General features: G+C 65.4%; 5 protein-coding genes. All 5 read right to left on the reverse strand.

Translation table 11 applies throughout. The features are described from left to right. Nucleotides 1-125: 125 nt before the first annotated feature. From EJK15_RS18665 to EJK15_RS18685, 5 genes are read right to left on the reverse strand one after another with little or no spacing between them, the layout of a single operon-like run. Complete coding sequence (locus EJK15_RS18665; protein ID WP_138711726.1) at nt 126-2243, reverse strand: hypothetical protein; 2118 nt, start codon at nt 2241-2243, stop codon at nt 126-128. Beyond that, nucleotides 2240-8245 carry a DEAD/DEAH box helicase gene (locus EJK15_RS18670; RefSeq protein WP_138711727.1) on the reverse strand — a complete coding sequence of 2002 codons (6006 nt, stop codon included), beginning with the start codon at nt 8243-8245 and terminating at the stop codon, nt 2240-2242. The genes EJK15_RS18665 and EJK15_RS18670 overlap by 4 nt, the downstream gene beginning before the upstream one ends. Nucleotides 8246-8252: 7 nt before the next feature. Continuing rightward, nucleotides 8253-10904, reverse strand: coding sequence for an RNaseH domain-containing protein (locus EJK15_RS18675; protein WP_338089875.1), 2652 nt, complete (start codon nt 10902-10904; stop codon nt 8253-8255). A gap of 41 nt (nt 10905-10945) precedes the next feature. After that, nucleotides 10946-14152 (reverse strand): ATP-dependent DNA helicase, encoded by a 3207-nt coding sequence (locus tag EJK15_RS18680; protein WP_138711729.1) that lies wholly within the window; start codon nt 14150-14152, stop codon nt 10946-10948. Beyond that, nucleotides 14143-15351, reverse strand: a complete 1209-nt coding sequence (locus EJK15_RS18685; RefSeq protein ID WP_138711730.1) for a restriction endonuclease-related protein — start codon at nt 15349-15351, stop codon at nt 14143-14145. The genes EJK15_RS18680 and EJK15_RS18685 overlap by 10 nt, the downstream gene beginning before the upstream one ends. Nucleotides 15352-15706: the final 355 nt, after the last annotated feature.

The following is a 15706-nucleotide window of genomic DNA, read 5'->3' on the forward strand; positions in this document are numbered from 1 at the left end:
GCCATTTCGTTCGTGGTGCTTGCGCCTCGCCATCCTCACCCGCCTTGCTTCCATCGCAACTCTCATTCTGTCGACACATCACCCGGGACCGCAGGAAAACGTCAACAATCGCTCGTTAGGGTTCGTTAGCCGCCCCGGCGATGAGCACGCACGATGGTGTAGCCGACCGGTAGTTCCGGACCGAATCCGAAATGCTCAGCGACCTGGCGATACTCCGTCCGGGCGATGTCAGACGCCCGTTCGCCTGGACGAAGCCGGCGCAGAAATGACCGGACCTCGTGCCCTTTGAGGCGCACCGCCAGTTCGTGGGTCTCCTGTCCGGATGTAACTTCCCGGACCGGAACAACCTTGGGTTGCCAGACCAGGACAGGAATCTCCGATTCCTCGAGTGCCGCGGGAAAGTTCAGTGCACCGTTTTTGCCTCTGCTCGCCACTGATCGATGGAGAACCCCGTCGGTGAGCAGCTCCGCTAGCGGGGCTGACAGAACTATCGTGTGAGCGGTGGGATCGCCAAAGACCGCTCTGGCGAGCATCCGCTCCGGCAAGACCACGCCACCGTCTGCCTGGAGCAGGCCCGCTCGACGGACCGCACGTAGGATCCGCTCATGGAGCTCGAGAGGCCCGGCGGGCCCTCGGACCACGCAACCCGGAGCTCTTTCTCTGGTCACGATTCCTTGGTCGTAGCGGTGCTCGATGAGTTCGCCGTTAAGCATGATCGGGATATCGAGAAGAGTGGATCCGGCGTTGAGGGTGGGGGCTCCACGAGGCCACCAGAAATCAAGGAGGATGCCAGGAAAGTACTCCAGCGGCCAGCACACGCCGGTCAGGCTGAGCCCGCCTTCTCGGTGCTCAACGCGGACCTTCTGATCCGCCTCATCGGGATCGAGGTTGTATCCCTCATGTGTGAGCCGCAGTCGTACGGTCCCCTCTTTCAGCTCGCCCGCGAGGCGCGCGGGTAGCGGGAGTGTTCCCTCCGTGTGATGCCGAAGCCGCAGCGGGGTGGTCCAGTCGATCTGGGAATCAGTGATGGTGAGTCGTTCCAGGGCGGCGGGTTCGACGGCCTGAAGGTCGTCATAAACGGCAGGCGGTAGGCTCTCCAGCCAGCCGATGCCTAATGGCAAGAGTGGGTCAAGGCCGGCGTGCGGCCCAGCGGGATGGGAGACACGCCAGACGCCGCCGCCCTGCCGGGCATCGTCGAGCCGCAGGTGTCCGCCTGAAGGCAGAGCACCTCCTTCGTCGGCTTCGCGCCTGGCCACGTCGGACAGCACGGCGTTGGTGTGGCAGACGGCGACAGCGTAGGCGATCCCTCCTAGCGCCGCTTGATTGGCGGCGAAAGCGCGCAGGCGGGGACCAACGGCCGTGTAGGTCACACTCTCGGCGGGTCGATTTCGTCGATTCTCCGAAGCCGGCCTGGTCATTCCGCTGACGATCGCGGACAGGTCGCCCCCGCCGAGTTCACCATCCCCGTCGGCGAATCGCATCGCGAGTTTCTCACGAGGGAAGGCGTACGGCCCCCAGCGCCGCAGGCCCGGGGCATTGGAAAGAACAGCGTCAAGAGTGCGGAGCGCCCCACGCACACCCGCCTGGAGATCAGTATCGTCGGCATCGGCGCCAAGCAGTAAGGGCAGCGGCCCGGTGATCAGGCACTCCCGGGCGGGGCCCAGGAGGAACTCCGCGAATCCCGTTCGGGTGCGGGCGGGCAGAAGTAGATGACCGAGATCGTCGAGCAGTCGGCCCTTGCGGCGTAGCCGTCCGAGGCGTTCACGCGTGGTGATAACGCCTTGGCCAAAGGCGTCGAAATCTACGACCAGTCTGTCTCGGGGCTCCGGGCCTCCATCAGGGCCTGCCCCGTCGCGGGGAGCCCCCGACAGCCAGGGCTCGACCTCACCATCGTCGTGCAGGGCGGGATGCGCGCCCTCGGCGTACAGGACTTCGCCGAACAACGGTTCCCCGCCTGCGGCCAGGCTTATCATCGCCCCGACCGGCGGGGCGGGTGCGTCAGGCGGCGCCGCAGGCAGGAGGTCGAAGTCCACTGGGCCACCTGTGTAGCCGCCGTAGTCGAGGTCGTAGCCGAAGTACACGGCGTTGAACGCAACCGCGGTGTGAAGAACGCAGCGCCGGGAAGCTAGCGCTTCGAGGTAGCCGGTAAGTTGCTCCCGCTGGCGTTCGGACATAGCTTCAAGACCGATGACGAGTTCGGCTGTGAACAAAGGTTCGTCCGCGTAGGGAGTCCAGATCGTCACCGTGTCTCCTTAGCTCGCCAGGCGGCCTCGCGCCGCACGTTGCCGATTTCCCGCCAGCGTCCCTCGACGAACACCACAGTTCCCGCAGCCTCCAACCGCGCGAGTGAGTCCTCGACGCGACGTGCTGTCACCCGGGGCGCCGCCCCGAAATACCGGCTCGTCGTGATCGTCCTTTGCAGCCGCACCCTCTGTCGTCGCCCAGCGTGGAACCATGAGTCTTCACCTCGTAGAGCAAGGCGGAGGTGCTGAACGCTGAGACCACGTGCGACGTGCCACAGCAGGGCGATGATCTGCCGATCGAGAGTGCCGTCTTGTGAGGTGGATGCTCCTCGGCTTGCGGTCAGGTTTCGGATAGCGGTGTTGAGGGCCAGGGCGACGCCGGTCTTCGTCTCCCCCTTCGGAAGGTCGACCCGCCTGTCCCAGCAGGCCGAGCAGCGGTTGTCTGCGCCCGAACAGCAGCCCTCGGGCAGCTCGGCGACCCCGAAGTAGTCGGCGAACTTACGGTTAGCGCAGGTACCGCGGTCTTCGAAGAAGTCCCGCAACCGGTCCAGCTCGGCGGCAGCCCGTGCCGTACGTCGCCCGAGCGCCTTGTGGAAACCGTCGGGAAGCCCGCGACGCAATGTTCTCACTCCTGTGATGAACCTCCGCGACGGGGCTGCGGAGACGTCGAGTCTCCCTCTGTCGTGCAGGTCGGACAGCAGCTCCCACAGCTCTGCCGGATGCTCGATCGCGTCGGGATACCCGTCGATCTCGGCTGCCAGGTGGCGGTCGAGGTCTGGAACGGATAGCGCTGACCTGCGAAGGTCACCCTCGCGTGCCGGAAGTCCCAGCACGGTTGCGATCAGTTTTTCCTCCAGCGGATCAGAGATGCCTCCCGGATCCGAGAGCTCGCCCGCGGCGACCGCCACCCGGGGCGGGAAGTCGCCGAGATCTTCAACAGCTCCGAGGTCGGCGAGTGTTGTAAAGACCCGAGCCACTCCTTCCACATATTCATCGTGTGTGCGGGACTCCCGCGCCTTTGCGGCATCGATTCGTCCGGCCTCCAGGTCCTCACCGATGAGCCGGTCGGCCGCCGCGACGACATCAAGCACACCGTCGTGGTGGTCGAACACCATGACGGCCATCCGCCGGGCGAGAGACGCGGAGAGAGTCCGGTCCGTCATGAACTGGACGGTCCGCAAACCTCTATTGGTGGCGAGGGCGAGGCCGGCGTTGACCGTACCCGGCGCGCCACCGTCTCGACCGGCGCGGCCGATCTGCTGATAAAGCGCCGCCAGATCGGTCGGCGGCGACACGCAAAAGACCGTGCGTACGTCGGGACGGTCGATACCGAGGCCGAATGCGGACGTGGCCACCACGAGAAGTGGAACAAATCCTTCCTCGCCTTGCCGCGGGGCCTCGCGAAACTCCGTCATGACGGCTGCTTTCTCCGCCTCGGTGAGCCTGCCGTGGAAGCGTCGGACCTGCACGTGACCGTCACCGACGTGCTCGCGGAGATGCGCATGGACGGCAACGACTTCCTTGACCGTCAGACAGTAGAAGATCGCGTGCCCGTCGATCTCGCGGACGACCCCTTCCAGCAGAGCGGCGACCTTCGCCGGCCCGGCCGATCCGATCGAGCGGCGGTGGATGGCCAGCTCCGGCCTGATCGGGCTCTCCTGCACCGTCACGAGGTCGCCGTCGTCTCCGCCCTCATGAAGCCCGAAGATCCTTTCGCGCAATCCGGTGCGGACAGTGTCGTTGGCCGTGGCGGTCAACGCCGTCACGCGCAGGTCGTGCTCTACGCGGAGTTCAGCGAGAAAGCGTTCGACTCTGCGAAAGGACGGTCGGAAGTCATCTCCCCACTGGATCGAGGTGTGTGCCTCATCGATCGCGATCCGGGTGATGATGCCTTCGCGGACAGCGTCGCGGACCAGCTCTCGAAAGCGGCTCTGGCACAATCGTTCCGGAGACACGTAAATGATCTTTATGCGGTGGTCGTGCCTGCCCTGTAGTTGCTCGTGGACCTCGGTGCGCCCTGCGCGGGAGTTCGACTCGCGCATCGGCCCGACGAGCGCTCGCACTGCGCCGCCGATGGAACGGTTGAGCTCAAGTGCCTGGTCGTGCATGAGGGCGACTAGCGGCGATACCACCAGCGTGACTCCAGGCAGGATCAGCGCGGGCAGCTGGAAGCAGTAGCTCTTGCCGAAGCCCGTCGGTAGAAGCCCAAGCAGGTCATGTCGGTCGGCTACGGCGCGGATGGCCCGATCTTGGGCGGGCTTCAACACCGCCGGGCCATCCTGGAGCCGAAGTAGACCCGCGACTGCCGCAGCCCTCTGGACGACCTCGTCGGCCAGAGCGCCGGAGGAACGCAACCGTTCGACCTCTTCGCGGCTCATTTCCAGGTTCCGGATCGCGCGGGTCTGTGGCAGGGTCGTGTGCTGGTCGAGCACCTCATCGGTCGACAGTTCAGAGGCCCTGTCTGGGTCGAGCAGTCCGTGACGGGCAAAGAACTGCCAGATCCGGCGCCAGGCGTCCGTCATCGGTACAACATTGCCTCCTCCGGGCTCCCAAGTAACGAGATGGGGCTTGAGAATCTCTGGTTCAAGCGAGCCGAGGAAGACTCTCCGATAAGTTCGGCGAAGTGCTGAGGCTCCCGCGAGCTTACGGTCGGAGATGACGACAACACCTCTGTGGCGCTCGGATCGGATGAGCCGCCCGACGGCCTGCCGGAGCTGGAGCGCGGCCATCGGCAGGTAATACCGCTCGGTGGCGGACCGCTCGGGATCCTCGAGGCCGAGCGACTCGGCTCGGACGGCCTCGGCCGCCCGGCGTGCCTCGATCACCGGGTCGCCGAATGGCGCGAATGGCAGCTTGTTGATCCAGACCAAGCTGAGGCGCTGTGGATCGGCGATATCGACGCCCTGCCACAAGCCCTTGGTACCGATGAGGAAGCCTCCACCGTATTCAGGGTCGGTGAACTCGGCGAGCCCCTGCCGGTTACCGCGTACCAGCGCTGACCGGACGGGGGCGGGGTCCCCGGCGCGCCGTAGCTCGCCCACGAGACGGTCAGCGATTCCGCCGGAGGTCGACCGTGCCGTGGTGAGGACGAGAGCGCCGTTGTCGTATCCACCGCGCTCGCCATCGGCCGGGCGAACCATAGCGGCGGCGTATCCCCGCAGTTGGTGAGCAACCGTCCTGATGGCGCCTTCGGTCTGCTCAGCCCACGAGGGGAAGTCTTCCAGGCAGACAAGCTCCATCTGGTCTTCCAAGTCGAATGGGCTTGGCAGATGCAGGGTTCGGGTGCCCTCCTTCAACCCCAGCCGCGATCGAAGGTAGGTCCACGAGCCTTCCACTCGAAGGGTGGCCGAGACGTAGTAGACGCGCCGGAAAATATCCAGGAAGCGCTCCCATTCCAGGTCCTCGGGCAGTTCGACTGGAGAGGTCGCGAGTTGGAATCGATAGTTCCGTAGACTCCCCCGCAATACATCCAGCTCCTTCGCGTGGACGACGCGGTTTGATGTGCCCGGCGGCAATGCTCCGCGATCTGCGGAGCTTCCGATCTGGCCCTCCTCGCCGGCGGGCCGCACGCCATTGTGTGCGCATTCCCTGTGCTCGATTTCGGGCGAGAGGTCGGGCGCATCGGACGTGTCGTCGGCCTCGATCAGGTCGGTGTCGTCCGGGTCGCTCAGTTCCGCCGATTCCGCTAGCTCGTCGATAGCCGGCGGTTCATCGGTGCCGTCGAAAAAGGCCTTCAGGTCAGCGACGAGTGCCTGGGCAGCGGAACGCTGGGCCATCGTGCGGCTGATCAGCGCACTGACCCGTTCTTTGGCGTAGAAGTCGAGAGGTTGGATGGAGCGGTAGGCGCCGAGAGCTCCAACGACAGCCTCGCACAGGCCAGCGAGCCGCTTCAGCAGGCCTGCGAGGGTGCCGACCCGGCCACGACCAGAGGAGCCGCCGAAGGGGCTCACGAGCGTAACGCTGCGTGAACCGACTGATGTGCCCGGCGAACGGGCGTCGAAGAGCTGGCTGGCCAGTTTGGGAAGACTTTCGTGATCGAGAAGGCCGTTTAGGTTCGCGACGGCATCATGTACCGCGGTGCGGCGCGGACCCGCCACTGCCTCGTGGAGCCAGGCCTCGAGCTCGGCGCGGAGGTCTTCGAGTGCTTGATAGTCCAGGACCGTGGTGAGCGTAGCGGTGGCGGCGTTCTCCAGCTCGTGGGCTTCGTCCACGACCAGCACGGTGTCTGCACCAAGCGTTTCCAACTGGTCGAGGTGGGCGAGGAGCAGGGCGTGATTCGCGAGAACCAGCCGCCGGGCGGCGAGGGCTTCGCGGACGGTCTCGGTGTGCAAGGAGACGGCGTTGTCCGGATCCTCGGCGTAGTCATCCGCATCGCCTTGCGAAAGGGTCGCCAACCAGATGTAGAACACAGGGCCCGCGTACTCGGCGAAGAACACCGGCACATCCACCGGGTCGACGGAGCGTGCCGCCCAAGAGGTGGACGGTACGTTTGCGGCACGCAACCGCAGGAACAGATAGATGAGTAGTTCCCGATAGCGCGGATCCGGGAGGAAGCGCCCTGCTGAGCCGGGCCTGACGCGCCGTCCGAGGCCAAGCACGGTAGCGTCCGCCAGGGCGAGCAGCAACGCTCTCAATGAGAGCCGATTCGCCTTGCCCTTCACCACGTCGCTGAGGGCGAGAAGACCGGGAACCGCCTGCTCGAGCTGGATGAGATCATCAGCGAGTTGGGCCTGGAGTTGTTTGGTGTACGTCGTGACGATGGCGGTGTGCGCGGGGTGGGCGGCCAGCCAATCAACGACGGCCGCAAGGATCGCATAGCTCTTCCCCGTGCCGGTCGGCGCCTCGATCGCACCGCACGCGCCGGCATCGGCCCAGGAATGGAGGGCGGCTGCCATCTGTTCTTGGGCCGGCCGCTGCCGTACATGTTCGCCGTGGACCAGCGCCGCGAGTGCGACAGGGTCCACTCTGCCATCGGGGCCGCGTAGATGGTCGGCGACGGCGAGTGTTGCAAGGCCCTTGCCGCTGCCTGGCCCGCGCAGCGGTGCTCTGTCGGCGAGGAGATCGACGGCGAGCTGGGCGATCTCGGCGTGCGTGGTGGGAAGTTCTCTACCGAGCGCGCTTCCACCGCCCGCTAGCTCGCGCAACAGCTGCCAAGCCATCGAGTCGGGGCATGCAGAGGCGATCAGGTCTGCCAGCTCTTCCGGCCAGGAGGCCAGGGTGCGCGCGCCGAACACAAGCAGCCGGCCGAGCAACTCGGCATCGTCCGTTGCATCGTGCCATGAAAGGTCCTCGATCTCGACACCCAAGTCCTCGGCGAGGGTGGCGAGCCGGTGGGAGCCGGCCATAGGCCACAGGGCGAGAGCGAGATAGTAACCGTCGATCCGATGGCCGGGCAGATCCGGCAATCCCTCGCGAGCCAGCGCGTCGGCGAGCATTGGGAAGTCGGCGTCGGTTCCGTTGTAGGCGACAACGGCGTCCGCGCCGTCCAGGAAGGCAAGGAGATCTGTGAGGGCTTCGGCAGGCGAGATCGCTTCGGCGGCGTGCCGCTCACGCATCTGGACCGAATTGATCGTCCAGTCGCCGTCGGCGGGAAGTGTCAGCCAGCGCGTGAACCGGTTGCTGCCCGAAGTCCATGCCGGGTCAGCGCCACAGCGGACCGCGCCGATTTGAAAGATCCGCTTCTCCGTATAGGGCTCGCGGTCGGTGGTACGAACGACCGACTCCACATCGATGGCGACCGCTCGCAGTGCTCTGGGAGGTTTCCCTTCCGGCTCCGGAGCTTGGGAAGGTGCCGGTGTGAGGGTGCTTCCCGCTTGGCGCAGGATTCCGTCATCGTCGTTGATGTGCCCGGCCGTCACGGCCTCGTCGATGAGCAGGGACAGCCGGGAGTCAGGCTGGCGCGGGAATTTCGCTCGTGCTCGGGCGAGGAGCTCCGTACGGGTGAGCCCGCTGTCGCCGAGCAACGCGAGAAGCTTGCGGGTATGGGGGGTGGGGCCGGTCATCGCGCCTTCATTCGTCGTGAGCAAGCATCGGGGACTCTGGGTCGTCCGGGAGTTCGTCGGCGCGGTACTCGGGATGGTCGAGGTCTAGTTGGCGAGCCAGGTGTAGGGGCTCTGGATAGGTGGTCTGGCCGTCCCAGCCGCTCGTCTGCCGGCACAGGCGGGCGGCGGTGATGGCCAGCGCCTCCATTGCGATTTCCGGCAGTTCCCCGATCGGATACAGCTCCAGGGTGTTCATGGAGTACCAGGTACGGCGGGTCGCCGGCCCTTCTTCGGCACCCCATCGGGTCGTGAACTCGCCGAGCCTTCCCGAGCCCGCTCCGTCGAACTGCACGGGTACCCGGGACAGCCAGAACACTGGGTTGCCGAAGTCGGTCTCGACTCGGAACAGTCGGGTTGTGGTGCGCGATTCCGTGGCGGTTTGGCGGCCGTCGGCGTTGAGCCGCACTGTTGTGACGCTAACGGGCCGGGGCGTCTCGGTCGGTTCCGCGTTGACTCGGACCGTGGCGACGGGTCGCTGGGCGACCGGCAGGGTCGAGCCGGGGAGCCAGGGACGGTCCAGGCCCGGGGTAGTCCCCTGCCGGTTGTTGAACAGCCCCGGCCAGGCACCACGGCTGGCGAACCCGTCAACGTAGATCACGTAGGGCACGCTGCGGAGCGTGGTGTCGGTGAGTGTGCCGAGGGCATGTTCGACGATGCCAACGAGCCGGGTGAGTTCATCGCGGCTACGGCTACCTGGCTCCAGCGCGACGGCGTGGAAGTGCGCGCACGCCAGTGGATAGGGTTCCCAGCGGGATCGATCGCGATGCGTCCAGGCCCACACCTTCCATGCGGTCTCATCCACGCCCGGAGGGATCAAAGCAGTGATCGTCACGACGAGCTTGGTCTTCCCGCCCCGTACCTGCTTGTTCTGCTGGCGCACGTGAATCCCGATGTGGGCGAGGCTCGTCGCGAGATGCTCACCGATCCGTACTCCGGCGAGGGCATAGGTGAACCGGTCGTCGGCCAGGCCCGCAGAGCGGAGCAGATCGATCACTGCGGCTCGGGCAGGGTAGTCCTCATGTTTGGGCGGCTTCGCTCTCTTGCGCACTGGCTTGGGCTGATCGAGGAATTGGGACACGAGACCCAGTCGGGCGAGCAGCCGTCGCACCTGCGGTTTGGCGTCCTCCGCCTCGAGTTGTCCCCGTCGCTCGAGGAAGCGCTTGTAGGCCGCCCGTGCTTCCTGCTCGGTTTCCGGCTCGCTATCCTCAGGTTCGACGCGCGCGCTGTGGTCGGAGTCCGTCTCGCACAGAACAACCGTGAGGTCGCCCGGCGCCTGATGCAACACCGGGATCCGCTCCGCCAGGGAAGCTCGATCGATCTTGAGGCCGTGATCGAGAAGCTCCGGCGCGTGCATGACGGCTACCCTGATCTCGTCCGACACGGCGACGGCTGCCCCATCGGCTGGGTCCTTGCCCACCAGGTCCACGCCGAAGGCCGCACCTAGTTCGGTTAGCATCCGACGCCGGTTGATGTCCTTCGCCCAGAGACAGACGACAGTCAGCGACGTGTGTCCGTGGGTGCGCAGGGCGTCCGCGATGGCCCCCGCTTCGATCCGGCCCTGACGTGGCGCCGGGAACCGTCCTTTGACGACGCGTGTGCCGATCGCCCGGATCTCAGGGAATGCCTCGTGGACGTGCCGGTGAAGGGCTCGGTGGAAGTGCATCCCGACGCCCCGGCCGATGGCGAACCGCCAGGACTTCGGCACCACTCCACGAACCCGCCCGGGCTCTGCTGCGTTAATCGCGAAGTCTTGGAGGTCGAGCACAGCGCGATCCATGCTGAGGGCGGCCAAGGTCTGTGCGGCTGGCCGGTTAACGTGCCGGGCGATCCTCCCATCAAGTGCCAGACGCACGAGGGGCGCTCCCACCGCCTTCTGTTCGACGAGTACCGAGCTCACGCCGCGCAGCGTCGGGCTGAGCCTCGTGGCGTTGCCTTCCAACAGCAACACTGGGTAGGCGATGTTCGGGACGGTCTTCAGCCGGGCCGTGATGCGCGCCATGGAGTATCGGGGTTCGGCCCTCTTGTCTTTGGTGCCCGGAACTGGTCGGAGCACAGTGCCGGGCCACAGGTCATCCCAGGCGTTGAGCGCACCGCTGGTGTCGTCGCGGAGGCGCACGGACCGGCCGTCCACCTCCCAGGGGTGCTCGGCAAGGGAGCGGGCGAAAGCCCAAACCCCGGTCGCGAACACCCAGCCGGGCGGATTCGGTTGAGTGAACCTTTCATCGAGATACGTTCCCAGATGGACGTGTTCGGCCGGCGTGGCGGCGGCGATCTCCGCGAGTTCGCAGGGCCGGTCAAGGTCGGGCTCCTCACCGAGGGAGAAGGCACGGAACAGCGTGAACGTGTCGAGGACGTCCTGTTCGTCGAGGTCCATCTCGGTGACGAGTTCGCCCTTGCTGGGGTCGAAGTGGACATGCCCGCCGAGCAGGCCGCGCATTGCCAGTGACACCGCGGAGTGTGCGGGCTGGACGTCTCTGCCACACCTGGCCTTGTAGGCGCTGTCAAAGGCCCACCACGCCCGCCGGAACTCCTCAGGCAGCCGTCTGATTTGGACCGTTCCGGCCAGGTCGGGGGTGAACCGGAAGGCCAGGACGTTCAGTCGGCTCATGCTGTCGGGCATCGGCTGCCGCTCCTCTTTGAGCGCTCGTGTGGGAAGGGCAATCACTGGACGTCCTTAGGGTCGATACCGGCGACGTCCTTGAGCAGGGAGGTCAGTGCTGATCCGTAGACCGACCTCATGTCGGCGCGAGTCTGGTCGGGCCAGTCGGCATACATACGGCGGATGATGCTCGCCATGTCGCTTCGCCAGCTCTTGTCGTGGATGGCGTGGTCGACGAGGAAGAGCCGCATGTCGGTGCCACCGCGGCGGGCGCGCCCGGCGAGCTGGATGAGGTCGACGATGACACCCGCGACAACCTCTTGCTGCAAATCGTCGTCCTGGTTGCGGAAATGCGGCGCCGCCCGTAGAACTTGGTAGAGCCGTTCACGTGAGCGATTCCGGGCCGCTGCCAGCGTGTCAGCAGGGCAGGCAGACGGCGTGATCCCCTTGTGCCCTGCGGCGTTGACGCTGGCGAACATCTCGGCGGGATCCGACATCAACGCGAGTGGGCGGACGCATAGGAAGATCGCGGACAGGGCGGAGCGAATACCGATGACGATGTTCAGCCCGCGGGTGATACGGGCCATGGGTGCGATCAGGATGTTGCCGTGTGCAGGGAAGTCTTCGAACTCGTCCGCCGTAAGCGTGTGCACACCGCGGCGTAGCTGGAACTGCCCCAAGAGTGCCTCGCGTCGCTTCGGCTCCGACGGGACCGCGACGCACAGGCCATCTCGGTAACCAACTGCTCGTGTGATGCCACGCGCCAGGTCCAGGCACTGCTCGTAGGAGTTCACAGCCAGCGCTACTCTCGCGCGGTCGAGATCGTCGCAGCGCATCTCTTCCAGGAGGGGGACGAGGTGCGTCTCATAAAGCCGCTCCCCCATCTCCACCAGTTCGCCGCGCTTGGCCTGTTTGGGCAGGCCAGAGATCTGGATGTAGTCCGACCCCCGCATTACCCGGCCGTCGCGGACGGTGATGGCATCCTCGGCAGCGTCCGTCATCCACCAGGCCAGCGGTGAGTGAATATGTTCGCGGACCGCTCCAGGGAAGAACGCCGTTGCCGATAGCCCCAGGACGATCCGTTCATGACCGCACAGGGTGAGCCCGACTGTCGCACCGAGCTGGGCGGTATAGGCGTGGGGGTCGCCGGTGATCGTCTGCAGGGACAATTCGGTGGAGCCCTCCGGGTCGGTAAGGCCGGCGAATCGGAACCCCACCAGCGCGTAGCCGAGCGGCCCATAGGGGAAGGGGCCTTTGAGTGCGAAAGCGGCCAGGCCGTCGACGAATTCACGGGCCGACGGCAGATCGACCGCGCGGAGTCGTGACGCTTCGCCCTGGAGCTCCCGAACGTGGTGTTGGAGCGCGGCGAACCACGCTTTGAGGATCATCTGGGTGACGTGCCCGGCACGTTTTTTCTTATCGGATACGACGGTGCTCAACAGGTCGTCCAGCTGAAGCCTCGCTTCATTCAGGGACTCCTCGTTTGGATGGCTGAGCAGCGTCTGGAGGATCTCCTTGGCGGGAGCGAGCGGTTCGGCGGGTGAGTCAATGGCCCGCACATTCCGATCGGGCTCGTAGTCGGGGAACAGCGAGTCGAGTCGCCGGTAGGTCTCAGCGGTCAGGATGGTGTCCTCAGGAACTCCGAACAGCGCGTCGATAAGGTTGCGGTCATAGGCGTTTGGCAGCTGCCATTTAGTGGTGTGGACGCCTTGCAGGACGCCGGGGAGCCGGAGTGCTCCGTCCGCGACGAAGTTGACCAGTTGGTCGGACAGCTCCCGGAGCCTGCTCAGGGCAGGTGTGATCCTCAGGGAGTCCCGGATGGGAATGCGAGCTCGGTCGTCGTCGAGCCGTTTGAGAGGGATCTCCTCCCACCGGGCCCGGGACGACAGCGTCATCTCGCGGGCGCAGACATCAACAGCTGTGGACTGGAACTGGTCGATCTCATCGATGATGACGACATCGAAGACACTCAGCAGAAACTCTGCGGCCGCCATCCGGTCTCTGGGCCGCCCGTCGAGCTCTAGGGCCGTATGGAGCTTGCCTCTGAGGAAGTAATGATGATTGGTGACGACGACCCCGGCGGTCACCGCCGCCCTCGTCTGCGTGAACTTTGGGCAGGTTGGCTTCCATGGGCAGACGCGGCTCTCCCTACCGGTCCCGCTCTTGCTGTCCGGCCGATGAAGTTCACACGGTTCGGTACCAGGCTTGGGACGGGACGCGGGATCGATCAGTTCCGACAGGGCGCACCCATAGCTGACTTGGTCGAGGCGCCACCGGGTTCCTTCGTCCCAGTCCTCTTCGATTCCAGCGTTCTCGGCCACCTTTATCGCCCGCTCGTGTAAGCGGTTCGGGGACATAAGTGGGGTACAGCCAGCTTTTACATCGAGCAGGTCGAGGTCGTCGGCGATCTCACGAGCGGTGCCGAGGCTGGATTCGATGGTAGGGACGATGACCGCCACGCGGATGTCCCGTTGCGCCAGGTGGACGGCGAGCACCCGCATCAGCACGCTCTTACCTGTGCCGGTGGGTGCATTGAGAATGCGTAGCAGCCCACTCACCAGGACCAGGTCCTTTTTGAGTGGTCCGTCCGTGGTGCGCAGGCTGGCGAACAGCTTGTCCAGCGTGGCGTGAAGGTAGGGTGTGCGGTCGGGCCGAAGGGCGTCGAGTTGCTCAGCAAGGGAGAGAAGGTCGGAGATCCGCACTTTCAGGTTCGCCCGATACGGCGCCTTGGAGACGGCGGGCAGCGGCCCGGTGACGGCCACAGCACCGGGGAAATGCGGGATAGTGACCTCGACGTTCTCTCCAGCTCGTCCGTCTCGAGAGCGTCGTAGCCACCACGGGCCGGGAGTTGCGACCTGAAGCGCGCTGCCCTTGGGCGGACCAGCCTCAAGCTCAGCGAACAGCCGCGTAGCGAATCCGGCGAGGTCGCCGCCGAGCACCGGTCGCGCGCCCCTGCGGTCCTCCGTCAGCCGGAACGAGTCGATCCGTGGGCTCTCGGCGGAGAGTACGTGCAGCATGGTACGACTGAAGACGGTGGGATTGGCGAACCGCTCCGGCCGCAATGCGAGGAGGCGGCCGAATCGCTGTTTTTCCTCGTAGGTGAGGCTTTCCCAGCCATCCCAACAGTGCAGATGGCCCGACAGCAGGAACGCGGCGTCGGTGAACCGGGCGATCTCATCGTCACCGTCAGGGAAGTATTGCGCCGCCAGCGCCAGCGCCAACTCGGCGACCTTGAGTGAGGTGTCCGTCTCTGCGCGCTTCACGGCCATGAGACCCCCTGCTCCCGGCAGACCTCCTGAGCGAGCCTTGAGGCGGCACGCACCTTCCATCCCATGGCCGCCAGCGCCCGCTCCAGGAGCTTTACCTGCGATTCCAACCGGTCGGGCACGACGAGGTAGAGTCCGTTCTCCTGCTTACCCTCGCGTTCAAGCCTGCGAATGAGCGCCTTGACCGAGATGACGTCCTTTACATCGACCTTCCAGACTCGTTTCGGTCGTCCCTCCCGCTCGACGGTGATGTGCAGGTCGTAGGCGTCGAGCCGAGGCCAGAGGTCCACGGCTACGCCCCTTTTGCTCAGCTCGTCGTACAGGGCGAGCTCCAGCAGACCGGGCACCACGTGCGAGTGCCAACATTCGGGGCCGACCATTTGGGTTCGCCCCGCCTCGTGTACTTGCGCGTCGCCGGCGATGGGCGCGAGCGGACGGCTCCGCACGAGAATCGCTGGGGGCGGATGGATGGGAACGAGTTCGGGGGCGCTTTCACGGTCATCGTCACGGACAAAGCGGTAGTCGGCCCCACGTTCCCGATGTCCTCGATCGTCGCAGAAGACCTTCACGACGCCGTCGGCCGGACGAACCCGCATCGGCCACAGGCAAAGCGGGCAGAGGAAACACCAGCGGCCGTAGCGCCGCTCCCCAGGGACGCCTACATAGAGATCCTCGATCTCCTTCGGCATCGAGCGCAGCGACTTCTGGAGTCCCGCCGCGTGACGGACCACGAACTCGCGACGCCTAACGTAGGCACGCTGACTCTCGCCCTTCATGAAGAGTGCATAGGCCTTATTCTCAGCCAACTCCTCACGAAGCCACGGCCAGTACGGCAGCTCACCCGACAACCGGGCCACCGCCCCGTACTCACCGTCGAGCGCTTCAAGATCGACATTCCGCTCGCCCGTCTCCGGATCGACCGCATACACCGAGCCGAGCCCGCCGTCTTCGTGTCCGGGAGGCAGCAACCCCGCGACCGGCCCCCAGACCATCTCTCGGAACTCGCCGAATCCGAGCGGATGCGCGGGGCCGCGCAGCGCCATCACGATCCCGTGCGCCCGGGTCAGCGCGACCAGCCGGCGCTCCCCCGCCATGGCAGGTTCCGTCAGCGCCTCGGCCGCAATAAGCGCCGCGTACAGCGCCATGTACCGCACATGGTCGTCGGAGATCTGGAATTGCTCCACACTCGCCCTGTTCGCCACGTCACAACCGTACTGAGAACCTCCGACAAAACAGAGTCCCCACGAAGCGTCAAGATAACGAAAAGATGAGGGTCTCTTCAGCAAGGGAGATCAGAACAGAACGAAACCCCCAAAGCGCCCCAATTGTTGCGGCGACAATCGACCACGCTTGCAGGCACCTCAACGAAGATCTTCGAAAGGCAGCTTCAACGCTAGATTGATGGGCTCTGCTCAAAGCCGTTGGACTTACCGACCCTAATGTGCCCCATGATCACGGGATACTCCTGGAACTGCAGTGACACACCATTCGATTAGGCCTACTGAGCAACTGCTCAAGAGACAGTGGTCGCGGGTAGCCCTCGAGGAGGGAATCCTC

The organism is Nonomuraea basaltis, from assembly GCF_005893125.1.
In the GTDB taxonomy this organism is placed as follows: Bacteria; Actinomycetota; Actinomycetes; order Streptosporangiales; family Streptosporangiaceae; genus Nonomuraea; species Nonomuraea basaltis.